Consider the following 20,778-nt stretch of genomic DNA (forward strand, 5'->3'; position numbering starts at 1 on the left):
TGCTCCTACAGGATAAATGTTCTACCTGCGTAAACGAATACGCGGTGTTCCAGCCAAAGTTTCAGGGCGGCAGAAAGGGTGCGCTTTTCGATATCCTTGCCAAGTTCCACCAGTTCGTCAATGCTTGCCGTCTCGGGCACGCGCTGGATATCCTGGCAGATGATGGGGCCCTGGTCCAGGTCTTCGGTGGCAAAATGTGCCGTGGCGCCGATGATCTTTACGCCCTTGTGCCAGGCCTGGTGGTAGGGCTTCGCGCCCTTGAATGCGGGCAAGAACCCGTGGTGGATGTTGATGATACGGTACTTGAACTCTTCGGTAAACGCTTCGCTCAGAATTTGCATGTAGCGGGCGAGAACCACGGTGTCGGTATTGGTTTCGGCGATAATTTCCCTAAAGCGGTTTTCGGGAATACTCTTGTCCGGGTTGCTCGGCACATAGTAGAACGGAACTCCGAAAGTGCCCCCTACGGGGCCCAGGTCGGGGTGGTTTCCCACGATGCAGCTGAATTCGCAGGGGAGGTCGCCGTCGCGTCTCTTGAGCAGCAGGTCGTAAAGGCAGTGGTCTGTCTTCGATACGAAGATGGCGACACGCTCGATCTTGGTGGTGTCGAACAGTTTCCAGTTCAGGTGCAGGTGCCCTTCGAGCGTTTCCAAATGTTTGCGAACTTCCTCGATGTTTTCGGAATCGGCTTCAAAAACGGCTCTAAGGAAGAATGTCTCAATATCTTTTGCCGTATGCTGCTGCAAGTCCACGATGTTTGCGCCTGCCTTGGCAAGCACCTGCGTGGTTCCGGCGATAAGTCCCTTTTGGTCGGGGCAATGAATCTGCAAAATGTAACGGGTAATAGCCATAGCCCAAAATTATAAAAACTAACACGACTTTATCCCGAATAAAAGAAAAAAATGCTACCTTTTCATCGTTAGTTTTTTCAAGAAGGGAAAGATAATGCAAATGTTCTCTCTAAAGTCTTTTTTTGCCGTTGTTTGTGGCCTCGCTCTAGTCGACGCTTTCGCGGTTCCACAAAAGACATGGGACGCCATCTACAATGCCGAAGGCGAGGGCGATTATGCTGCCGCAAAAATCGAAGGCAACATCCGTTTCGGCAAGTACACCCACTACAAGGAAGTGCAACCGGTATCGTTCAAGGTGAAGGATAGCTTGTTCGTATTCTCGGTGGCGGGCAACATGACGGTTCCTGCAGCCAAGATCGAAAAGGAAAACTTCTACGCCAAGTGCAACGAGACCATGGAAGCGTGGATTTCCTATTTCAACAAGCCGCGCGACTATGGTGGAGAATCCCTCATCATCAACATCGCCGGTGTCGACTTGGCCTGTGGCGATGAACTCTATGCCGTGGGCGACTTGAGAATCAAGTTTGCAAATGCCAAGGCTCAGGAAGCTTGGGTTAACAGTATCGAGGGGCGTGAAAAGTACCGCCGCGAAAAGGTGGTGGAGTACCGCCGAGCCGAGCAGGAACATCGTGCATCGCTTCGCGACGTGTCCGGTATGGTCAAGGATCCGCGTGATGGCCAGGTGTACCGCACCATCAAGGTTGAAGGCCGCGAATGGTTCGCCCAGAACGTGAACTACAATGTGGAAGGTCATTCCTGGTGCTACGAAGACAAGGATTCCTACTGTGCCCGCGGTGGCCGTCTCTATGACCTGGAAGGTGCCCGCAAGGCGTGTCCCGAAGGCTGGCATCTGCCGCGCGACCGCGAATGGATGGATTTGCTGACCGGCCTCACCAAGTGCTATGACGGTGTGGACAAGTGCGAAAAGTTTGCGAACAAGATGAAGGCTACCACCGGTTGGCAGGGCGGTGGCGGTACCGACGAATACGGTTTCTCCATTTTCTCTTCGGGCTACCGTAAGATGGTGGGTAAGTCTATCGTTCGTTACGAAGACATGGGTGAATATGCCGGCTTCTGGTCTGCACAGAACGGCCGCAACGAAACCATTTGGATTTGGGCCATGGGCCGCATGAGCGATCAGATGGTTCGCCAGCTGGTGCCGAGCAAGACCAACGCCTATTCCGTCCGCTGCATCAACGGAAATTAGTTTTAGGGGTATGAGGTCGGTCGCCAAGGCTCCCTTTGAGTTATGGGGGCGCTTCGCTTTGGGAAACGTATAAATGAATAACGAGAGCTTTAAAGCTCTCGTTTTCTGCTTTTGCTCAAAGCCTTGCTTTGCAAGGCGAGCCCGAAGGGCCGTAGGCCCGAGCTCATGCCTCGCAGCTGCAGCGCCTTCGGCGCTGCTACATCTGCCTAATCGGGAAGAGTCCGAGCAGGTCGAGCACGTTTTCAAGCACAATCTGCGTGGCTTGCACCAGGAACAGGCGGGATTTTTCTTCGGCGCTCCCGAGCACGCGGTCTTCGTGGATGAACTTGTGTGCGGCTTCCGCGATTTCAAGGGCGTACTGGGCGAGCACGCTGGGTTCGTCACCGGCGACGGCATCCAGAATCTTCTTGCCCTTCTTCGACAGAATGTTGATGAGGCTGTAAGCGGCATCGTCGCCGAGTTCGGCAAAGTTCACGTCCTTGATTGCGGCGGCGAGGTCAGCGCGTTCAATGCCGGCCTTGCGCATGATGCTGCACAGGCGCACGTGGGCGTTCTGCACATACGGACCGGTATCGCCTTCGAAACTCATCACGGCGTCCCAGTCAAAACGCACGTCCTTCAGGCGGCTGTTCTTGAGGTCGTTGAAGGTAAGGGCGCTAATGCCGATCTGGCGGGCGATGAGTTCCTTGTTCTCGAGGTTCGGATTCTTCTCGTCAATGAATTCAAGAATTTTCTTCTGGGCGGCTTCAATCACGTCGCGAAGCAGGCTTGCGGTACCCGTGCGGGTCTTGCCCTTTTCCCACTTGCCGTCCACCAGCTGCAGAATCACGCCGAACGGAATGTGGTACATGTCCTTGTACCATTCACGGCCCATCTTCTTGAGTACGTGGAACACCTGCTTGAAGTGGAGCGCCTGTCCCAGGTCCACCACGTAGAGGCACTTGTCGAAGTTGTATTCCTTCTTGCGGTAGCAGGCGGCGGCGAGATCGCGGGTGGCGTACAAGGTAGAACCGTCGCTCTTGCGGATCAGGCAAGGGTTCAGGTCGAACTCGTCGAGCATCACCACGTCCAAATCCTGGCTTTTGACCATCAGGTTCTTTTCGCGGAGTTCGTCGAGAATGGCCGGAATCTTGTCTTCGAAGAAGGATTCGCCGGTGTAGTGGTCAAAACCCACGCCCATCATGTCGTAGATGCGCATGAGTTCCTTGAGCGTTGCGGCGCGGAAGGCGGTCCAGAGCTTGCGGTAGAATTCGTCACCCTGTTCCAGCTTGGTAAATGCGGCGCGGGCTTCGTCTTCGAGGCCAGGCTCTTCCTTAGATGCCTTGGAGAATGCGGCGTAAAGAATGTTGAGTTCCTTCACGGTGAGGCTATCCAGCGTGGCGTCGTCCGTCGGGCGATTTTCGCGCAGGTACATCACAATCAGTTTACCAAATGCGGTTCCCCAGTCACCGAGGTGGTTGATGCGTTCCACCTTGTAGCCAGCGGCCTTGTAGATGCGGGAAAGGGAGTTTCCAATCATCGTCGAACGCAGGTGGTGGAAGGCAAGTTCCTTGCCGATGTTCGGGGAGCTGAAGTCGATGCAGACCACCTTCCCGTTCGGTGCCGCGTGACCATATTCCAAACCCTTGGCGGCGATTTCTTCAAGAGTGGACTTCGCGAGGAATCCGCGGTCAATGAAGAAGTTCAGGTAGCCGTTTACGGCTTCGACCTTCGAAAGCCCTGCGGGGAGCTTCACCTGTGCGGCCAGGTCTTCGGCAATCATCTTCGGGGCCTTGCGCATCACCTTCGCGAGCGAAAAGCACGGAATGGTGAAGTTGCCGTGGGTGGTGTCAGGCGGCACGGAGATAAGCTTGAGTGCGGCTTCCTTCTCGAAGGATCCTGTGGCGGCGAGCGCCTCTGCGATTTCTTGCTCAAACGAGTTCATTGTCGTCGGCCTTCTTGTCGGTGGTCTTTACAAAGTCATTTTCGTCGAGTTCCACAATCTTGCCGTCAGCATAGAGACGGTCCAGCGAAATCTCGTTACGCTTTTCTTCTTCGAACAGGTGAACCATCAGGTCGAGGCCGGCATCGAACACTGCCCAGCGCACGCCTTCCTTGTATTCCACACCCACGGAGGGGAGCTTGTTCGCCTTGAATTCCTTGCGCAGTTCGTTCAAAATTGCCTGCATCTGGGCTTCGCTTTCGCAGGTTGCCACGAGGAAATAATCCGTGACATCCTTGATGCCGCGCAAATCAATCAACTGCACGTTCTGGGCGCGCAGCTCAAACAAAATGCTTGCGCCCATTTGGACGGACTGGGGAAGTTCTTGCTTATTCGTTGTCATCTGTTTCTCCCTGTTCGGGTTCTATGATTTGTTCAAAGTCTTTGCCGATGTACACGGCGGCATCTACGACGGCGCGGCTGCTGTGGACCACGAGTACATTCTTCGTCTTGAGCGCGCGGGCGAGCGCCTTGGCGCCTTCCCACTCGGGGTTCCTGAGCACCAATACGGTTTCGTCGTAGTTCTGTAATCTATCGTTTCTAGAACTCACGATGTCAAAGCCGTTTTCGCGCAGGTAAGAGCGCATCTTGGCTGCAGCACCCTGCATCCCGCAGCTGTTCAGCACCTCGACATCGCCCTTGTAGGTGCGCACCACCTTTTCTACCGGCGCCTTCTTTTGTTCCTCTTCGCAACCCGTAAAAAGCAATGTAGCCATCAAGGCTATTGCGGCGAAAGAGAAATGGAATGTTTTGGTGTACATCAAGGACATTTTTCGGTTAAAATTTAGAAAAAATGCTCCTTGCTTGTCATTCTGCTTATCGGCAATAATAAGGCGTTCTCCACGGGCATCCGCCGTAGAAGTGACGGTAAGGTCCGTACGCCTTGAAGGCGTCGTTCTCGTTTACGAGCATGAGCCTGAATGTCATGTTGTTGTTGGGCTTGTATTCAAGAGTCACATCTGGAATGACCACGTCGACATTGCCTTGCCGCACATCTTCCTTGGCAATCGGCGTGCCGAATCGAAAATTCGAATATAGCGGCATCCAGAGTCCCATGTTTGCGTACAAATGAAGTTCTGGCGAAAATTCATAAGCGAGGTGCGCCATGTAGCTCTGGTGGGCGAAAGTCCCAAAGGTTCCTCCCATGAAACTCACCGAGTAAGTATAGGCGACTTTGAGTGCGGGGTCGAATGTTTCGTGCCGCACCAGGCGCTCTGGGTCAAAATGCTCGCGGTTCCAGGGAATGCCGTCGTCGGGAACGATGTAAACCGTATCGACAATGGTGTCTTTGGGGGCGTTTTTTGCAAGGGTAGAGTCTTTTTGGGCTGTAGAAACAATAGCTGGGTCTGCCTTTACGGGAGAGGCAGCAAAAGCAAATACAACGAATACCATTGTCAGCAACAACGACCGCATGCTAGGAATATAGTAATTAGAACTTGGAATGACGGCATTGCGAGCGTAGCTATACGATACTTGGCAACTTGTTGCCTTAGTAGAGTTATCCTCTTTGTGGAGAAGCTATCCAACTAGGTGCAGCTTACGGCGCTAAACGATTTCGTTCTTGGCGTTCACGTGAATCACGGTCGGCTTCCACGACTTGGCTTCGGCTTCGCTCATGGTCGCATAGGCAACGATAATCACCAGGTCTCCCGGCTGGACCAAGCGGGCTGCGGCGCCGTTCAGGCAAATCACGCCGGAACCGACGGGGCCTTCGATGACGTAGGTGTCGAGGCGGTTGCCGTTGTTCACGTCAAGCACGCCGACCTTTTCGAAGGGGAGGATGTTTGCTGCGTCCATCAAATCGCGGGCAATGGTAATCGAACCCTCGTAGTTGAGGTTGGCGTCGGTTACGGTTGCGCGATGAATTTTGCTTTTGAGTAATTCCAGCTGCATGATGCGCTTAGAATTTTACGTTGAAGAATCCAGCAACGCCTTTTTCGGGAGTGGGGAGGATTCCGTAGCTGAAACGGTTTGCGTCCGGGTTGCTGTCCCACTGGGTGCTGAAGAATGCATCTGCAAAGGACCAGATGTGTGCGCCTGCCACAAAGAGCAAGCCGTACCACCAGGCGCTGTTTCCGTCAACAGCCAGATAAACGGTTGCACCAACACTGCCTACCCAGAGAGCGTCAATCCAAATGGCCTTCATGGACTGATCCTTGTGCCACTGGTAGAGCGACGGGACTAGCAAGGAAAGGTAGGCGTAGCCTTGTTCGCCGGCGTTGTTGCGGTAAGAACGGTCAATGTCGGCATCTTCGAATCCGCCAGAGCGCTGGGCGAGCCATTCGTCTTCGGAAACGCCAAGCTTTTCCCAGGGTTTCTGCAGATATTCAGAAGGACGCACACCCATTTCAACAAGGTGCGTGAGCTTGTCCCTAGAAAGGCCTTCCTGCTTTGCCTGCTGGAATTCCCATTGGGTAAGTCCCATTTCTTCGTAATTGAAGCCCTGCCATTCGTCTCCAGATGCGCTCGCTTCACCAACGCTGGCTTCTTCGCCGTCGTTGTCGGCAAAGGCGTCATCTGATTCGGCAGATGCCCCGTAGGAATAGGAATCTTCGGAAGATTCGTCGTCAAACTGGGCGAACGCAATGGAGCCGCACAGCAACACCGTAGAGAGAATCTTGCACCAATTCGCCATTAATTTCATCCTTCAATTTGTAATGCCGGGGGAGGGAATCGAACCCTCACACTCTCGCGAGTACCGGATTTTGAGTCCGGCGCGTCTACCAATTTCACCACCCCGGCCCGGGGTTTGCACAAATATAGAACACTTTTCGCTTTTTTGCAGGGTAAATAAGCGAAAAATACCCATTTTGTGCATATTATGTGCAAATTTATCTTTTCAGGAGCGGCTGATACTCGATTTTGAGGGGGGCAAGTTTGCTTGCAGCGAAGTCGACCGCCTGATCCCTAGTTTCAAATTTGCCGGTCTGCACCAGATAGAGTATTCTTTCGCCGCGGGGCTGTTCTATGATGGTGCAGGTGATTTTCTGCTTTTTAAGGTTGGTCACGAGCAAGTCGGCGTTGGCTTTTGTGCCAAAAGCGCCCAGCTGAAGCGTCCAGTATTCTGTGGCGGCGGGTGCTACGGCGGGGGCCGCCTTGGGCTGTTCTTTAGCTTGCTCGACTGCAGGTGCCGGTTTGGCGGTTTTAACGCTGTCTGCCACCGCCTGTTGGGGAACTTTCACTTTGGTGGTGTCGGAGACTGTCGGCTCGGACTGTTCCTTGGACTGTTGGAGTTTAGCCTGCATTGCGCTAAGCGAATCCGGCTTGCTCAACAGGTCGCAGCGCTCGTTGAGCGCTTCCGAATGGATCTTTGCCTTGACGGCGGAACACACCTTTTGAAGCACGACTGCCTGGTGAGGTTGCGATGTTTCGATGGCATGAATCAGGTCCTCGGCGGCCTTTTCATATTTGCCAAGATACAGCCTGAACTGGGCGCTGGTCATCATCAGGTCTGCGTAGATGGCGTTCTGCGGGCTCACGTTTTGAATCAGGGAGTCGAGCCGCTTACCGGCCGTCTTGAAAGCCTGAACATCTCCCGTTTGCGATAACGCGAGAACATTCCACAGGTAGCATTCGGCCTGCTTTTCTTTGGGTTCGTTAGGGCAAGCCTTTTCGTACGCGGTGGCGGCTTCTTTCCAGTTGCCGGCAACGTATGCCTTCTGTGCATCTGCCATCGTCTGCGCAAATGCACTTGCTGCAAAAACAGAAAGCAATGCAAACGCAATCCCGCGAATATTCCAAAACTTCATACTCATCACCTCGCACTTCTCACTGCACATTCCACACTCCACACCTCACACTCCACACCTCACACCTCACACCTCATACCTCATACCTCAAAGCGCCGAAGGCGCGACCCCACACCTCACACCCCACATCTTACACCAGCGTCCCGCGGATCGTCCACCCGCGGATGTCGTCCAGCTTCACTTTCACGTAGTCGCCGGGCTTTACAATTTGGCCAACTTCCGGCTTGAACACAACCTTCTTGAAGTTGTCGGTGCGGCCCCGCAGTTCCGTCTCGTCGCGCACGGAGTTCTTTTCCACCAGCAGTTCCTCGGTGCGGCCGAGCATCATCTGGTTGCGCTTGAGCGTGATGGCGTTCTGCAGTTCCACCAGGCGCGTGTGGCGCTCCTGCTTTTCTTGCTCGGTGAGTGTTTCCGCTTCCTTGTACGATTCCGTTCCCTTGCGCGGGCTGTAGATGAACATGAAGGCTGAGTCGAACTGGCACGTTTCAAAAGCCTTGAGTGTCTGCTCGAAATCTTCTTCCGTTTCGCCCACGAAACCGCAAATTACGTCCGTTGAAATCCCGTAGAACGGGTCCTTGCTACGCAGCTGCTCGATAATCGAGAGGTACTGCTCCATGTTGTGCTGGCGACGCATCTTCTTGAGCATGGCGTCGGAGCCGCTCTGGATAGGAATGTGCGCGTAGTGGCAGACCTTCGGGTTGTTCAGCAGCACGTCGATGAGTTCGTTCGTGTAGTGCCTCGGGTGCGGGCTCGTAAAGCGGATGCGGCGGATGCCCCCGATTTCAGAAACCTTCGTGAGCAGGTCGGCAAAATTGCCGCCTTCCGTCTTGTAGGCGTTCACCGTCTGGCCAAGGAGCGTCACCTCGGTAATGCCCCTGTCGGCCGCCTTGCGGACTTCGGCAAGAACATCTTCCATGTCGCGGTACTTTTCTGGCCCGCGAAGATACGGCACAATACAGTAACTGCAGCGCTTGTTGCAACCGCGCTGGATGGCGACGAACGTGCTGAAGTCGTTCTGGAGCTTCGCATATTCGCCCAGGTAGTTCTCGCTTAGATCCTCGTCGATGAACATCTTGTGGTGAGTCAGGTGCAACGGGCTTTTGGCGTCGCCTAGCAGCAGTTCCGGAATTTTCTTGTACTGGTCCGGGCCCACGATGTAGCTCACGTTAGGCAGGCGCTTCAAAAGTTCCGGCCCGCGATTCTTGGCCATGCAGCCGCACACGACCACCTTCACGTCGGAGTTCTTCTTGTTCAGGTACTTGAGCTTGCTGATGTTCGCGATGGCGGTTTCCTCGGCCTTCTCGCGCACGCTGCAGGTGTTCACGATGATAAAGTCGGCATCTTCCTGGTTGCTCGTCTCGACGCAACCGCACATGTCGAGCTCCTGGGCAATCATCGCCGAGTCATACTCGTTCATCTGGCAGCCGTATGTGGCCAAGTGGTATTTTTTCATGCGTGCAAAGATAGAAAAATTAAAGGCAGCGATAATTATTCAAAAAATTTAGTTCTTCTTGTTCGTTGGCAAAATTGTCTACACAAGATTCATGTTCTCCTGTAATGTCGCCAGGGGTTCCTGTGGCTAGTCCAATAATTCCGGTTCCTGTTCCTACTAGACCTCCCAAAAGTAACGCACCACCAATGTTAATTGAACAGATTGAACCAAATGTTATTCCAAATCCCAGTCCAAAGCCGATAATACCATTTCTTAATCCATTATCTTCAGTGATGACATCAGGACTTTTAATTTTATTTGTCTTGCAAATGTTGATAGATTCTCGCTGGACTGCAATAATTTGATTTTTGGAATTTCCGTCCCATCCTTCTAACGGACTCATGATGATTTCGTCTCTTTTGTTGTCATAGCAAAATCCATGATTCCTATATACATGCGTACTGTCGTTATCATCTTTCATTTCGAAAGCCATAGGATATGAATACCTGTTTATATCAAGATTGAATGATTTGACTGTGACGATTTTCTTATTGTCAGATTCTGTAATGATGTGGGAATTGGATGAACCTGTTGCACATCCGATTAGTAGTATATAAAACGGAAAGAGTAAAAGAATTTCTTTCATTGCTTTTTATTCCAGGAACATCGTCATATAGTATGGCAGAGTTACAACTTTCCCGACAACGCCAACATTATTTTCTGAAAGTTTGTAGCAGATGTCTACTTCGTAATTCTCGTTTTGCAAGATGGTCTTTGCTGACTTGGTTTGCCCCGAGGTCGCCTTGACTTCGATTAAAGCTGTTTCGCCCGCAATAGTTTCAACAAAGTCAATTTCAAGGCCGGAATCTTTGCGGAAGTAGTATAAGTTTCGTCCTTGCTTTGAGAAACAGTCTGCGACAATGTTCTCGTAAATAGCGCCCTTGTAGAATCCTAAGTCTCCGCTAAGGATTTTTGCTGCGCATCCCTTTTCGAGCATCGCGACGAACAGTCCGGAGTCTTGCATGTAAATTTTAAAAGTATTTTCAATTTTGTAGCCATCTAGTGGTGTGGATATGTTTGTAAGGTTGTGACATAGATTGATGATGCCACAATCATAAAGCCATTGGATTGCGTTTTGGTATGCTTCAGAACGACCTTTTTTTTCAAGTGAAGAATAAACGAATTTTTTGTTCTCTTTGGCAAGTTGTGCCGGAATGGAATCGAATACTCGGTTAATTCTTCCTAGAAGCGTCCTGTCAATTTCTTCGTTTTCATCTTCGTCAAGGTGTTTGCCGAAATCGTCCTTGTATTCTTCGAGAATGTCCTGCTGTTCCTGCCAAACAACGTTCATGTCGTTTGTCTCGACAAATCTGGAAACGATGTATGGGAGGCCTCCTACGCAGAGGTATTCCCTAAAATAGCGCAGCATGGCGTTGTGCGTGGCTTCGCTGACGGGTTTCTTGTTGTTGAAGCATTCCTTTAGATAATCAATGACTTTTTCGTCAATGCCCTTTGCCCACAGAAATTCTTCGAAATCCATGGGCTTCATGTAAATGATTCGCTCAAATCCGGTGGGAACGCCCTTGCCCTTTTTCTTGTTGTACCCCTTTATTCCTAGGAGTGAACCCGTACAGATGACATCGTAGCGACCATCTTCCATGAATGGTTTAATACTTGCGCGGGCGTTTGCGCATTCTTGAATCTCGTCAAAAATGATGATGGTCTTTTGAGGTTCAAAGCGAGCATCGGGTAGCAGGGCTGACAGGTCGATTGTCATTCGATTGACATTGAAGTCGCCATCGAAAATTTTGCGCGCACTGTCGTTTTCTTTAAAGTTTACGTAGACCACATGCTTGTAGTGACTCTTGGCGAATTCAAGTACACTGGATGTTTTGCCGATTTGGCGCATACCTTTGACGACAAGAGCTTTTTTCTTGCCCCCGCCATTTTTCCATTTTTCGAATTCTTTCAGGATTTTTCGCTTGAACATACTCTAAATATACACTTTTTCAAGGGATAAATCAATATTTTAATGCACTTTTTCAACCCACTTTTGTGTGATTGAATACACTTTTTCAAGGGAATTCTTGAAAAAGTGGCGTTTTTTGAGCGAAAATCGACGTTCATGCTTGTGTGATTTGTCATGACCGAATCGCAGGGGATTCTGTAATGCCCCAGTGCTCGCGAAAATATTTTTACTATACTTAAATTATGGCTAAGAGTCTTGAAAAAATTTTTCTGACGACAGCCGCGACGCTGTTCTTTGCGGCTTGTGGTGATGATGCGAGCAGTTCTGCCCCTGAGAACGGTGAAGGTGGTGCAATTCTTGTTGAAGAATCAAGTTCGTCATCCGCTGTTTTGTTTGGCAGTTCTTCGGATGTCGCACAGTCTTCGTCTGTCACTCAGCCGAGTTCGTCGGCAGAAATTTTGTCTAGCAATTCGGTTGCTGATACAAACGGCTCAAGTTCTAGCATCGCCGACACCTCCGTCGCAATCAAAGCAGACACTACCAAAATCACCTACGCGCTCAAGCCTTTCGACGGGCCGCTTTCCAACCCGCACAAGGGCTTCACGGTGCCGACGGGTGGCGCGTGGACATTTGTCCCGGAATTTGAATACGGCCCTTACGGTTCCCTGAATAACAGGGCGTGGGACCTGGTTTCGTACGGTTCCGGTTACCAGCAGTGGAACAAGCTGAACCCCGCAAAGGGCGTTTATGACTGGACGGAACTGGAAAAACTGCTGAACGCACTTGCCGAGCACAACATGACTTACGCCTTGCGCGTGCTGCCATACACCCCTTCGTTTATCAAGAGCGACTTCCCGCCCCAGGAGGATTACGATTGGACTCCGCCCTTTGTCTACGAGATGGGCGCGAAGAAAATCCAGATTGACTTGCGCGGGACAGAATACCATGCGTATGCTCCCGTCTGGGATGACCCGATTTATTTGCAAGCGGCGAAGGAGTTTGCGAAGGCCCTGGCCGAAAAATACGATGGCGACCCGCGTATCGAATACATCGATGTCCGCACTTTTGGCGAATGGGGCGAATGGCACACGTCTCACATATTGGGGAGCGAAATGCCCGCCGACTCGGTGCTGAAGGACATGCTGGACTATTATGCGTCCGTGTTCAAGAAGACCCAGCTGGTGCTGCCTTCTAACGGTTTTGGCGATGTTTATACGCATGCGCTCAACCTCGGCATTACCAAGCGAGACGATGGGTTCATTGGCATTCCCGGCAGGCCCGATACCTTGCTGCGGGCATACAACGCGAACCTCCCGACTATCGCCGAAAACATCGCCGGTTACAGGACGATGCTGACCTACGACGACCTGATTCCCGGAGGCAGCCAGAAGTGGACTGCGGAACGCTGGGTGGATGCGATTACCACAGCGCACCTGACCTACTACGTGTTGGACCAGGACAATGACTGCGGTTACTATTTCTACAAGGACAACAAGGCGCTGGCCGATTCCATGAGTAAGGTCATCGGGTACAACTTTACCGTGACGCGCGCGGAGTTGCTGATTATCGCGGGGGCTGATAATGCGGCATCAACTGCAGGAAAGTCTGCCGACACCACTGTGGGCAATGCTGCGACGAACACGCTGAGCATTACCGTCAAGAACACCGGCGTGGCGCCCTGTTTCTTCGATGTCTATTTGGTGGCGGAATTCGTGGACAGCACAGGCGCGGCCATCGCGCAGTTGGGCAAAACCATCCGCATTCCGAAGGCTTCCTTCAAGGACGGCGCTTCGCAGCAGTTCACGTTCGGCAGCGATGTTCCGGTGGGCGAGGCGAATCTCGCAACCCAGCCTGGCGTTTCCGTGGCGCTCTCCCTCTACGAGAGCGAAGATGCCTACAAGAGCGGCAAGAATTCTACCGTCCGCTTCGACAACGACGGCCTCCAGGGGAATAATAAGCTACTATTGAAGTCCCGATAACGCACTCTTCTATGTCCCTTCTGCTAGCCTTAATCTTCTTGGCGCTTTTCATCAGTGCGATTGTCCGTGGGCAGTTCTCTTACGGCAAGGCGGATTACAGTTTCCGGGAGCATCCGGTGCAGTTTGTAATCGTGCTGGTGTTCATCTTGGGCGTGTCGGCGCTTTGCTTTTACCGTTTCTTGGTCGAAATGGAATTCTTGCGGTAAATTTCTACATTTGGGCGCGCTATGCTCCAAAAGAAATCCCTCATCGTGTTTGACCTGGACGGCACGCTGTTCAATACCCTCGGCGACCTTGCCGTGGCGGTGAACTATGCGCTCTCCCATTTCGGCTTGCCGGAACATGACGAACAGCGGGTGCGGACCTTTATCGGGAACGGCTCCATGAAGCTGATCGAGCGGAGCATGGGGGAGGCGGCCCTCCCGGAAATCATTGCCCGCACGGGCGTTACAGTCGAAATGGTTCACAAGGTCTATTCGGATTTTTACTGGGAACACTGCACCGAGCGCACGCTCCCGAATCTGGGCGTTGTCGAATTCCTGCGCAACACGCACGCCCGCGTGGCCATGCTTACCAACAAGCCGGAGCGCCCGACATTCAAGTTGCTGGAACATTTTGGGCTCCGCGACCGCTTTGAATTCGTGCTCTGCGGCGACACCACGCCCGAACGCAAGCCTAGCCCCGCGGGCTTGTTGAAAATTATGGAATCCGCGGGTGTCACTCCCGCCGAAACCGTGATGGTGGGTGACGACCAGCCCGACATTCTGGCCGCCCGCAATGCCGGCGTCGACTGCATTACGTTGTTCTGCGGGTTCGGAAAGCCGGTGAACTTGCTCCCGCTTGCCCCGGAGAATGTGGTCAAAAGCTACGCCGAAATGTGTAATCTGCTAATGGACATTTCTGGGTAAAACGCATATCGCAAAGTAAAATTCCGTCAACAAATTTATGACGAATTATCCATAGAATCCCTATTCCCATAGGGTGTTTTTTGCTTTTTTTTAAGATAGTTTATAGAAACAAAGCAAGCGAAATAAAGGAGCTTTTATGAGAAAAAGTGTTTGGGAATCACTTGCTCTAGCTTGTGCCTTTGCCGTGTCGGCGCATGCCTTTACGGTATCGGGCAAGGTGAGCGATGAAAAGGGGGCGTCTGTAAGTGGAGCCTTGGTGCAGCTATTGCAGAAGGGGCTTGCGACAACAACGGACTTCAAGGGAGAATTTTCCCTGCATCAAGCGGAATCTTTGGGGAACGATTCTATACCCGAGGCCGTTCTTGGGCGAGTGTTGCCCGGTTACATCAGTGTGAATAACGGTGTACTCTCCTTTTCACAGCGCTCGAGTGAACCTGTTCAGGTGCAGATCTTTGACATGATGGGCAACCGCCTTTTGAAGGAGACCCTTTATGGATCGGGAAGACTCGATTTGCGGGCCTGCGTCAAGGCACAGGGGGCCTATTATGCCCATGTTAAAATTGGGAGTGCTCAGCGAAATATTCGCTTTACTTCGCACGGAAATTACGGAGCCTCTTTTGGCGAAAAGTCGGCAAATGTCAAAAACGCGCTTCAGAAAGTTGTTGAATCAGACGAACTCCGCGTGATTGCCGATGGCTTTGATACTTTGACAGTTAAGCTTGCAAATCTCGACACGAACCTGACGCTAAAGCTTACGAAACCCGAACCGCAGTATGCCTATGGATGGGGCTTGAAAAATGCACCGGTTCCGACGCGCGGATGTGGCAAGACTTGGAATCGCGTGAAAAATGGTAGCTACGAGTTCCAGTGGAGCAAGGGCAAGCGTACCATCCGTATCGATATTCCCGACAATTACGACAACAAGAAACCGTACAAGCTCATCTTCGGCATGCACTGCATGGGCTGCTGGGCCGGTGGCGTGCAGCAAGAAGGTTACTATGGCTTAAAACCGCTCGACACCGAAAAGACTGCTATCTTTGTCGCTCCCGAAGGCAACGGAAACCAGGCCCCGTGGGGCCAGGATGATTACCTGCTCTTTGACGAACTTCTGGCCGATTTGCAGAGCAACCTTTGCATAGACTCTTCCCGTGTGTTCTCAACGGGCTTCAGCTACGGCTCCATGTTCAGTAATGGACTTTCTTGGAACCACCAGGATGTTCTCCGCGCTGTGGCCGTGTACGAGACTGCCGAACGCAACATTTGGCTTCCGCAGCGTCAGAACAAGGGTATAGGTTGGATGGGCGTGCTTGGCTTTGACGACAATCTTTGCACTCCGGAAATGGGGCGTAGTGCCCGCGACATCATCTTGACGCTCAACTCCGAGGGCGGCAGGGCTAAAAACGAACGCGCCGAAGAAGCTCAACCCTATTCTGCTCACAAGTGCTACGACTACACGACGGTCGAAGAACGCTTCCCGGTCCGCTGGTGCACGCAGAGTGGAGGCCACATCTGGGATCACAAGGATCCTGGCCAGCAGCAGTCCTGGGTACCAAAGGCCACTTGGGAATTCTTCAACAAGTTCTAAAAAATCCTAAACACCTAAAGAGGCCTTCCTGCTTACTGCGGGAGGGCTTCTTTCTTGTATTTCAAGGCAGTCTTTTTTTGTATATTGTAGTCATGAATTTAAAAACAATTGCTCTAGTGGCTTTTTTGGCGGGGACATCGGTATCGATAGCCGACGAGTCCATTCGCTTTGTTCCCGAAAACTACCCGATTGGCGTCTTGAACCAGGGCGATACCAAGCATATCGTGCTGCAGGGCGCAAACACAACGGGCAAAGAGATCGTTCTTGAAAACGTGTTTGGTCAGGGGAACGGCATGTCGAATTTCAAGTTCCCGAAAACGATTCCGGCTAAGGGGGCTGTTACTATAGAGTTCGACCTTAACACTGCCGATATGGAAGGTCAAATCAAGCCGGTCGTGGTGCTTGTCGATACGAGCGGAAAACCCTATACCGCCAATATGGACGGCATCGTGAAGGTCCCGTTCTTCTTCGGCGAAAAGCTCTTTGACGCCGGCTACTATGCCAAGGGCGAAAAACGTGAATGGACGTTCTATGTGTGGGAGACCGACAAGAAAAATCGCCCCGACTTGACGCTTGATCCCGAATCGGCCAAGCAGTTCTCGATGTCTGCCAAACCCGTGATGCTGAATGTCGACAAGCTTGACCAGATCAAGGAGGGCGGCAAGGTTCCGGGACTCAAGGTGACGCTTTCTACCAAGGGCCTTTCCCGCGAAGGTTGGGAACTCAAGCAGAAGAGTATCCGCAAGATTGTCTCTTTCAAGAGCAAAAAGTATCCGCAGGCCACTCCCTCGGTGTTGATCGTTGGCTACTGGAAGTAAAAAAATGGCTTTTTTGAGGCTTGAGCCTTGCAAAAAAGCCTGACTTTAACTAATTTTGTCCCACCAATGAACCAACGGGATGTAGCTCAGCCTGGTAGAGCGCTTGAATGGGGTTCAAGAGGTCGCTGATTCGAATTCAGTCATCCCGATGAAAAAAGTCCGCTTTTGGCGGATTTTTTTTATGCGTTTTCCTTGTTTGCTTTATTTTCGCCAAGGTAATCTAGGCTAACCTGGACATCACTTGCTTTTTCTGAGTTCTTCTTCTGGGCGGCCTGCTCAATGGCTGCAGCTTCGTAGTCGGCGTTCGTCACCCATTCCGGTTCCCATACAATCACGCGGTTTCGACCGCTTTCCTTACCTTGGTACAGCGCCTTGTCTGCCATCTGGATGCTTCGGTCGGCTCCAAGACGGTCGTCGTATTTGGCGACACCCAGCGTAATCGTAATCTTGATGGTGAAGTCGGCGTAGCGGACGGTCATCTTCTCGATCTGCTTGCGGAAACGTTCGGCGACGACGGCCGCCCCTTCCAGGTCAGTCTCGGGGAGAAGTGTCAGGAATTCTTCGCCACCGTAGCGCGCGAATACGTCGTACTTGCGAAGCAGGCCACGGATCGTCTGTGCGACCGATTTCAGGATAACGTCACCGCAGGCATGGCCGTAGGTGTCGTTGATGTTCTTGAAGTGGTCAATGTCGATAAAGATAAAGCAGAACGGCTTGTGGGTGCGCTGTACGCGTCCGATTTCGTTCGCAATCGTCTCGTTCATGTCGCGACGGTTCGGGAGTCCCGTGAGTTCGTCGGTCTTCGAAATGCGTTCGAGCTTCTGGTTTGCCAGTTCTAGATCCTTGGTGCGCTCGCGGACTTCCTGTTCAAGGATGTCCCTGTGGGCGTTCAGTTCCTGAATCTGGCGCTTGATGGTGCCGTGCATAGAGTTGAACGCAACACCAAGCTGGCCAAGTTCGTCCTTGCGGTGTCCAATGTCAATTTCTGGAATGTCGAGATTGCCTTTGGTTATCAAGTTGATGTGTTTAATGATGCGGTTCAGCGGAATGCCAAGTACAAAGAACATCCAGGTTGCAACGATGAGAATGATCAGGATGGATACCACCAAGATGGCGATGCTTGCCTGTGTGGCAGACGCGATCAGCTGGTCAATTTCGCTTTGTGGCTGGAACGAGAAAATACCGAAGTCGTAGTTGGCGTCATAGTTGTAGTTGACCAGGTATTTTTGATTGTCGGAAAGTTTTTGGAACTGCGCCTTGGTGACATTGTAGTTGCGAGGATCAATGTCCTTGATGCCAAGTTCAGAAATTTTGTGGGAGTCCGTGAGCCATCGCTTCAAGTCAGGGTGGTAAAGAATTTCGCCCTGTCCGTTGACCGCAATCAGGAACCCGCGCCTACCAATCTTGTAATTAGGGAATGTAGTCCACAGTCTGCGGAGTGAAAAACTCGCAATCAGAGATCCGTCACCGGTAGCGCGATTTGAAATGTTGATTCCGAAGATTCTTTTCGGGGGTGCGTCTTTTGCATCTCTGTACCAGGGGGTCACATAGGGCCTGTGGGGAGTGATTCGCGAAAAGTCGATGGGGTAGGGAGATTCGGTCGGGATCCCTAACATCGAATTGTCGCAAATGAACTGATTATCCTTGTCGTACAAGGTGACTGTTTCGCCTGAAATGAACAACGAAGAGATGTTGAAGCTCTTCAGGTAACTAGCGGCAATGGTCGGATCTATGCTCTGAATTTCAGATGTCTTTGCCAGAAGGGTGAGGCGGTCTCCGAACTGCTTCATCTCGCTGGTCGCCATATTAGAAATCTGGTTCAGTAGAGACTCGTTGTTGTTGAAGCTCCACTCCAACATCAGGTTAGACTGCTTGGAATTGAATATAAAGATACTTCCCGTGACCACGAGGGTCATGGAAACTATCAATACGATAAGCACCTTGAAGACGATGCTTCGAGAAAAACCTGATAGAGTCTCAATATGCATAGGCGTAGAACTTCAAAAGAGGATTACTTTTTCCGCTTTCGCACAAACGCAAAGATGAATCCAAGGATAAGGACAACGATAAAGACAAACGGTGCCTTTTTCATGTTGTCGCTTACGGCTTCATTTGTGCTGTCCTTCGGAGCACCTAGGGTGTCCTGCTGCTCAGTAGTTTCGGTAACTTTGTTCCAAGCCGTCTTGAACTCGGCTGCGGTCATGATGTTGGTGGTCGGGTAATTCAGCTTCTTGTCGATTTCAACGGTATACTGCTTGAAGATTTCGTACAGCTTGTCTTCGGAGTAGAGCGAGGGAATTTCCATTTGTTCCCAGATGGTGCTGAACATGAATCCGAAAAGCTGTTCCAGGTCGCCCCATTCAGGAATGGCGACATAGGTCTTGCCCGTTTCGAGGGCGCGTACAAGGACTCGGTAGTTTTCGTCTTCGGACCAAGTCTTGAGCACGTTTCTCGACGGCGGCAGAAAACCAATCTGCTTGGTGTAGGCATCGAGGTTCTCGTCATTCGTCAGGAACAGGAGTAGGTCGAGAGCTTCCTTCCTCTTGTTGTTGGCGGGGATGGCCAGGTTCGAACCGCCGATAAAGCTTACGCTACCGGTCTTGCCCTTGGGAATGGGAATCACCATCACGCTGTCGGAACCGATGCGCGCGTTGGAAAGTCCTCCCTGGTTACCGTGGATGCGGGTCTGCATCACGATTTCGGAGGTGCTCACGATGAAGGCTAGTTCGCCGTTGTTGAACTGCTGGGCAATCTGGGCCGTGTTGGTCTGCAATGCTTCTGGAGCGACCAGCGTATCTAGAATGAAGTGCAGGTAGCTGGAAATGCCAAGCAGGGTTTCTTCAGAAAGAATGTTGGCGTGCCACTTGCCGGAGGAATCCTTTGTGATAAAGTTTCCGCCGTTGCTCCAGATCCACGGGGCGAAGTTATGTGGAATGTTCCAGTCGTTCTTGCCTGGGAAGGCGTAACCGCGAACATGGGCTCCGTCTTCTAGGACTTCGTCCTTGGCGTTGATCTTGCGGACAGCCCTAGTGAAACCTTCGTAGGTGCTCACCAAATCCTTGGTAATCCCGTGTTCTGCAAGGATTCTCTTGTTGGCTAGGATGGCGCGTATATCAATAAACCACGGTACTGAGTAGATGGTCGTGTCGCCATCTATGTGGGTCGTGTTCCAACTGACGGGAACAAACTTTTCGGGGTGGATGCTTGAAAGTTCTGCATTCAAAGGTTTGATTTCTTTACGCGATGCAAAATAGGGGATCCAAGTTGTACCGAGCTGGAGAACATCGGGTGCTTCTTGCTGCCCTGAAAGGGCTTGCGTAATGCGGTTCCAGGATTCGCCCCAGTCGAGCACTTGCACCTTGGTGGGAATACCTGTTTTCTTGGTAAACAGGTCAAGTCTTTTTTCCAGGGTCTCTTGGGGGGAGGCTCCGTTGGGCATGATCCAAACGGTGAGTGGCTTTGGTGCTGCTAAAATGTTTGCCGCCGTTAAGGCAACTGCTGCCACTGTCAGTTTAAACACGCTAAATCTTTTACCCATGAATACAACTCCTTTAAGCTCCAATAAAAATCGGATTTTTTCATAAAATAACAAAAAAAAAGTACAAGTGATAAAAACCACTTAACAAATGTTGTTTTTCATATTCCAAAATGGAATAAATTGTCCGTAAACCAGATTGAATGTAAATAAATATTAACTTTTATAAAAAGTGCGGAATATCAAAAAAAACATTTTTTTTTGAGCGTTTGGGTCGCCAAATATATTTTTTTAGTTATATTTCAAGTATCGTAAAAAAACGATAAACAACCCTTAAGGAGTTAATAAAATGAAAAAAGGTATCATTACCCTTCTCTGCGCCGGCATGATCGTTCTTTCCGGCTGCTATGGCAAGTATGCATGCTTCAACAAGCTGCTCTCTTGGAACGGCTCTCTTGGTAACAAGTGGCTCAACTCCATCGTCCACTTCGCGATGTGGGTGATCCCGGTTTACGGTATCGCTACGTTCGTGGACTTCCTCGTCCTCAACACTGTCGAATTCTGGACTGGCTCCAACCCGCTCGCTGCCGGCGACTCCTACTATGAAAAGGACGCTCAGGGCAACACCATTGCTGCTGTCAAGAACGCTGATGGTTCTATGACTGCTGAAATCACCACCGCTGCTGGCGAAAAGGCCGTCCTGACCCTCCAGCGCGATGAAAACGTTATCCGCGCCATTGACGCCGAAGGTAACGTTGTTGCTCAGCGCGAACTCGCCAAGTAATTTCTTACTTGATCGAATTTGAAGGACCCTGGCTTGCCAG

General features: G+C 51.4%; 20 protein-coding genes and 2 tRNA genes. 8 read left to right on the top strand and 14 right to left on the bottom strand.

The features are described 5' to 3' along the window. Positions 1-5: 5 nt before the first annotated feature. Entirely contained in the window at positions 6-851 is an 846-nt protein-coding gene (gene purU / locus ACKI61_RS08650; protein ID WP_073320986.1) for a formyltetrahydrofolate deformylase, read from the bottom strand. Between the two features lie 100 nt (positions 852-951). On the opposite strand from purU, the gene ACKI61_RS08655 reads away from it, so the two are divergent. Beyond that, entirely contained in the window at positions 952-2,058 is a 1,107-nt protein-coding gene (locus ACKI61_RS08655) for a fibrobacter succinogenes major paralogous domain-containing protein (RefSeq protein WP_407457341.1), read from the top strand. Positions 2,059-2,254: 196 nt separating this feature from the next. On the opposite strand, the gene argS is transcribed toward ACKI61_RS08655, so the two are convergent. The 11 genes from argS to ACKI61_RS08710 all read right to left on the bottom strand — a co-directional run bounded on the left by argS (position 2,255) and on the right by ACKI61_RS08710 (position 11,210). Further along, on the bottom strand, positions 2,255-3,982 hold the full coding sequence (gene argS / locus ACKI61_RS08660; protein WP_407457342.1) for an arginine--tRNA ligase: 1,728 nt from the start codon (positions 3,980-3,982) through the stop codon (positions 2,255-2,257). Then, on the bottom strand, positions 3,969-4,382 hold the full coding sequence (gene rsfS, locus ACKI61_RS08665; protein ID WP_173352226.1) for a ribosome silencing factor: 414 nt from the start codon (positions 4,380-4,382) through the stop codon (positions 3,969-3,971). Before rsfS ends, argS begins: the two co-directional genes overlap by 14 nt. Beyond that, positions 4,369-4,755, bottom strand: a complete 387-nt coding sequence (locus ACKI61_RS08670; RefSeq protein WP_407457343.1) for a LytR C-terminal domain-containing protein — start codon at positions 4,753-4,755, stop codon at positions 4,369-4,371. Before ACKI61_RS08670 ends, rsfS begins: the two co-directional genes overlap by 14 nt. Before the next feature lie 100 nt (positions 4,756-4,855). Next, positions 4,856-5,452, bottom strand: coding sequence for a hypothetical protein (locus ACKI61_RS08675; RefSeq protein WP_407457344.1), 597 nt, complete (start codon positions 5,450-5,452; stop codon positions 4,856-4,858). Between the two features lie 132 nt (positions 5,453-5,584). Continuing rightward, complete coding sequence (gene panD, locus ACKI61_RS08680) at positions 5,585-5,932, bottom strand: aspartate 1-decarboxylase (RefSeq protein WP_407457345.1); 348 nt, start codon at positions 5,930-5,932, stop codon at positions 5,585-5,587. Between the two features lie 7 nt (positions 5,933-5,939). Next, positions 5,940-6,674 carry a hypothetical protein gene (locus ACKI61_RS08685; RefSeq protein ID WP_407457346.1) on the bottom strand — a complete coding sequence of 245 codons (735 nt, stop codon included), beginning with the start codon at positions 6,672-6,674 and terminating at the stop codon, positions 5,940-5,942. 23 nt (positions 6,675-6,697) lie between these two features. Next, positions 6,698-6,781 (bottom strand) — tRNA-Leu (locus ACKI61_RS08690). Between the two features lie 89 nt (positions 6,782-6,870). Next, positions 6,871-7,788, bottom strand: coding sequence for an SPOR domain-containing protein (locus ACKI61_RS08695; protein ID WP_407457347.1), 918 nt, complete (start codon positions 7,786-7,788; stop codon positions 6,871-6,873). A 130-nt stretch (positions 7,789-7,918) separates the two neighbouring features. Further along, complete coding sequence (gene miaB / locus ACKI61_RS08700; protein ID WP_407457348.1) at positions 7,919-9,241, bottom strand: tRNA (N6-isopentenyl adenosine(37)-C2)-methylthiotransferase MiaB; 1,323 nt, start codon at positions 9,239-9,241, stop codon at positions 7,919-7,921. Positions 9,242-9,260: 19 nt separating this feature from the next. Next, positions 9,261-9,866 (bottom strand): hypothetical protein, encoded by a 606-nt coding sequence (locus ACKI61_RS08705; protein WP_407457349.1) that lies wholly within the window; start codon positions 9,864-9,866, stop codon positions 9,261-9,263. Between the two features lie 6 nt (positions 9,867-9,872). Further along, entirely contained in the window at positions 9,873-11,210 is a 1,338-nt protein-coding gene (locus tag ACKI61_RS08710; protein ID WP_407457350.1) for an ATP-binding protein, read from the bottom strand. A gap of 221 nt (positions 11,211-11,431) precedes the next feature. Here ACKI61_RS08710 and ACKI61_RS08715 point away from each other — a divergent pair, with 221 nt between their 5' ends. The 6 genes from ACKI61_RS08715 (at position 11,432) to ACKI61_RS08740 (ending at position 16,628) form a co-directional block, all read left to right on the top strand. Next, complete coding sequence (locus tag ACKI61_RS08715; RefSeq protein WP_407457351.1) at positions 11,432-13,168, top strand: beta-galactosidase; 1,737 nt, start codon at positions 11,432-11,434, stop codon at positions 13,166-13,168. Between the two features lie 11 nt (positions 13,169-13,179). After that, positions 13,180-13,374 carry a hypothetical protein gene (locus tag ACKI61_RS08720; protein WP_073056062.1) on the top strand — a complete coding sequence of 65 codons (195 nt, stop codon included), beginning with the start codon at positions 13,180-13,182 and terminating at the stop codon, positions 13,372-13,374. Positions 13,375-13,395: 21 nt separating this feature from the next. Next, the gene (locus tag ACKI61_RS08725) at positions 13,396-14,076 is read left to right on the top strand and encodes an HAD family hydrolase (RefSeq protein WP_407457352.1); all 681 of its coding nucleotides are present in this window, start codon (positions 13,396-13,398) and stop codon (positions 14,074-14,076) included. Between the two features lie 136 nt (positions 14,077-14,212). Next, positions 14,213-15,661, top strand: a complete 1,449-nt coding sequence (locus ACKI61_RS08730) for an esterase (protein ID WP_407457353.1) — start codon at positions 14,213-14,215, stop codon at positions 15,659-15,661. A gap of 92 nt (positions 15,662-15,753) precedes the next feature. Continuing rightward, positions 15,754-16,479, top strand: a complete 726-nt coding sequence (locus ACKI61_RS08735; RefSeq protein WP_407457354.1) for a hypothetical protein — start codon at positions 15,754-15,756, stop codon at positions 16,477-16,479. A gap of 75 nt (positions 16,480-16,554) precedes the next feature. Then, positions 16,555-16,628 (top strand) — tRNA-Pro (locus ACKI61_RS08740). A gap of 30 nt (positions 16,629-16,658) precedes the next feature. Here the strand turns inward: ACKI61_RS08740 and ACKI61_RS08745 are convergent. Both ACKI61_RS08745 and ACKI61_RS08750 read right to left on the bottom strand, forming a co-directional pair. After that, on the bottom strand, positions 16,659-18,467 hold the full coding sequence (locus tag ACKI61_RS08745; protein ID WP_407457355.1) for a diguanylate cyclase: 1,809 nt from the start codon (positions 18,465-18,467) through the stop codon (positions 16,659-16,661). A 23-nt stretch (positions 18,468-18,490) separates the two neighbouring features. Beyond that, the gene (locus ACKI61_RS08750; protein ID WP_407457356.1) at positions 18,491-20,017 is read right to left on the bottom strand and encodes an extracellular solute-binding protein; all 1,527 of its coding nucleotides are present in this window, start codon (positions 20,015-20,017) and stop codon (positions 18,491-18,493) included. A gap of 286 nt (positions 20,018-20,303) precedes the next feature. Between ACKI61_RS08750 and ACKI61_RS08755 the strand changes: the two genes are divergently transcribed. Further along, positions 20,304-20,738: a DUF3332 family protein gene (locus ACKI61_RS08755; protein WP_407457357.1), complete on the top strand. Its 435-nt coding sequence runs from the start codon at positions 20,304-20,306 to the stop codon at positions 20,736-20,738. Positions 20,739-20,778 lie beyond the last annotated feature (40 nt).

This window comes from Fibrobacter sp., from assembly GCF_045601785.1.
Lineage (GTDB): Bacteria > Fibrobacterota > Fibrobacteria > Fibrobacterales > Fibrobacteraceae > Fibrobacter.

Bases quoted from the DNA above. Each gene is read 5' to 3' on its own strand.
- purU (WP_073320986.1), bottom strand. From the start codon at position 851: ATGGCTATTACCCGTTACATTTTGCAGATTCATTGCCCCGACCAAAAG.
- ACKI61_RS08655 (WP_407457341.1), top strand. From the start codon at position 952: ATGTTCTCTCTAAAGTCTTTTTTTGCCGTTGTTTGTGGCCTCGCTCTA.
- argS (WP_407457342.1), bottom strand. From the start codon at position 3,982: ATGAACTCGTTTGAGCAAGAAATCGCAGAGGCGCTCGCCGCCACAGGA.
- rsfS (WP_173352226.1), bottom strand. From the start codon at position 4,382: ATGACAACGAATAAGCAAGAACTTCCCCAGTCCGTCCAAATGGGCGCA.
- ACKI61_RS08670 (WP_407457343.1), bottom strand. From the start codon at position 4,755: ATGGCTACATTGCTTTTTACGGGTTGCGAAGAGGAACAAAAGAAGGCG.
- ACKI61_RS08675 (WP_407457344.1), bottom strand. From the start codon at position 5,452: ATGCGGTCGTTGTTGCTGACAATGGTATTCGTTGTATTTGCTTTTGCT.
- panD (WP_407457345.1), bottom strand. From the start codon at position 5,932: ATGCAGCTGGAATTACTCAAAAGCAAAATTCATCGCGCAACCGTAACC.
- ACKI61_RS08685 (WP_407457346.1), bottom strand. From the start codon at position 6,674: ATGGCGAATTGGTGCAAGATTCTCTCTACGGTGTTGCTGTGCGGCTCC.
- ACKI61_RS08695 (WP_407457347.1), bottom strand. From the start codon at position 7,788: ATGAAGTTTTGGAATATTCGCGGGATTGCGTTTGCATTGCTTTCTGTT.
- miaB (WP_407457348.1), bottom strand. From the start codon at position 9,241: ATGAAAAAATACCACTTGGCCACATACGGCTGCCAGATGAACGAGTAT.
- ACKI61_RS08705 (WP_407457349.1), bottom strand. From the start codon at position 9,866: ATGAAAGAAATTCTTTTACTCTTTCCGTTTTATATACTACTAATCGGA.
- ACKI61_RS08710 (WP_407457350.1), bottom strand. From the start codon at position 11,210: ATGTTCAAGCGAAAAATCCTGAAAGAATTCGAAAAATGGAAAAATGGC.
- ACKI61_RS08715 (WP_407457351.1), top strand. From the start codon at position 11,432: ATGGCTAAGAGTCTTGAAAAAATTTTTCTGACGACAGCCGCGACGCTG.
- ACKI61_RS08720 (WP_073056062.1), top strand. From the start codon at position 13,180: ATGTCCCTTCTGCTAGCCTTAATCTTCTTGGCGCTTTTCATCAGTGCG.
- ACKI61_RS08725 (WP_407457352.1), top strand. From the start codon at position 13,396: ATGCTCCAAAAGAAATCCCTCATCGTGTTTGACCTGGACGGCACGCTG.
- ACKI61_RS08730 (WP_407457353.1), top strand. From the start codon at position 14,213: ATGAGAAAAAGTGTTTGGGAATCACTTGCTCTAGCTTGTGCCTTTGCC.
- ACKI61_RS08735 (WP_407457354.1), top strand. From the start codon at position 15,754: ATGAATTTAAAAACAATTGCTCTAGTGGCTTTTTTGGCGGGGACATCG.
- ACKI61_RS08745 (WP_407457355.1), bottom strand. From the start codon at position 18,467: ATGCATATTGAGACTCTATCAGGTTTTTCTCGAAGCATCGTCTTCAAG.
- ACKI61_RS08750 (WP_407457356.1), bottom strand. From the start codon at position 20,017: ATGGGTAAAAGATTTAGCGTGTTTAAACTGACAGTGGCAGCAGTTGCC.
- ACKI61_RS08755 (WP_407457357.1), top strand. From the start codon at position 20,304: ATGAAAAAAGGTATCATTACCCTTCTCTGCGCCGGCATGATCGTTCTT.